A 690-nucleotide genomic window follows, 5' to 3' on the forward strand; every position below is an offset into this window, starting at 1 on the left:
GCGATTTAGACTTAAGCTTTGATGTCTCTCTGATGGCACTACCACAGTAGCAACAGGTGTTGATTTAACCGTTAACCCAATCAACGATGCCGCAGTCGCACCTGATGTCGCATTCGAGATGAATGAAGACGGCATTATCATCATTACCGATGAGCAGCTACTGGCTGGCGCTACCGATATCGATGGTGATGACCTATCAATTGATTCAGTCACTTACACCGGCACCGACGGGGTACTGACCGACAATGGTGATGGCACCCATAGCTTTGCGCCAAATGAAAACTTCAATGGCGATGTGCAATTAGAATTTGGTGTTAGCGATGGCACCGTTGTGACCCCAGCAAACATTGATATCGCAGTTGCCGATGTCAACGATGCACCGGTGGCAGGCTCAACCTCATACACAGTCAACGAAGATGGCCAAATCACCATTAGCGCTGAGCAATTGCTGGCCAACTCTAGTGATGTGGACGGCACGGTTTCACTTGATAGTGTGAGCTACTCAGGTACCGACGGTGTATTAATCACCAATGAAGATGGCTCAGTGACCTTCTCACCAAACGAGAACTTTAACGGTGACATCAGCCTTGACGTGGTGGTTATCGATGATGACGGTGCAACGGCCACAACAACGGCTGGCATTGAAACTATCGCAGTGAACGATACCCCTGTGGTCGATGGTAATGTCGC

The 690-nt window shown here is 49.3% G+C and carries 1 protein-coding gene; it reads left to right on the forward strand.

Translation table 11 applies throughout. From position 1 onward, the window contains the following. Nucleotides 1–118: 118 nt before the first annotated feature. A partial coding sequence (locus BM739_RS19945) for a cadherin-like domain-containing protein (RefSeq protein ID WP_254843601.1) occupies nt 119–690 on the forward strand: 572 nt, incomplete at its 3' end.

The organism is Shewanella sp. UCD-KL21 (genome assembly GCF_001957135.1).
In the GTDB taxonomy this organism is placed as follows: domain Bacteria; phylum Pseudomonadota; class Gammaproteobacteria; order Enterobacterales; family Shewanellaceae; genus Shewanella.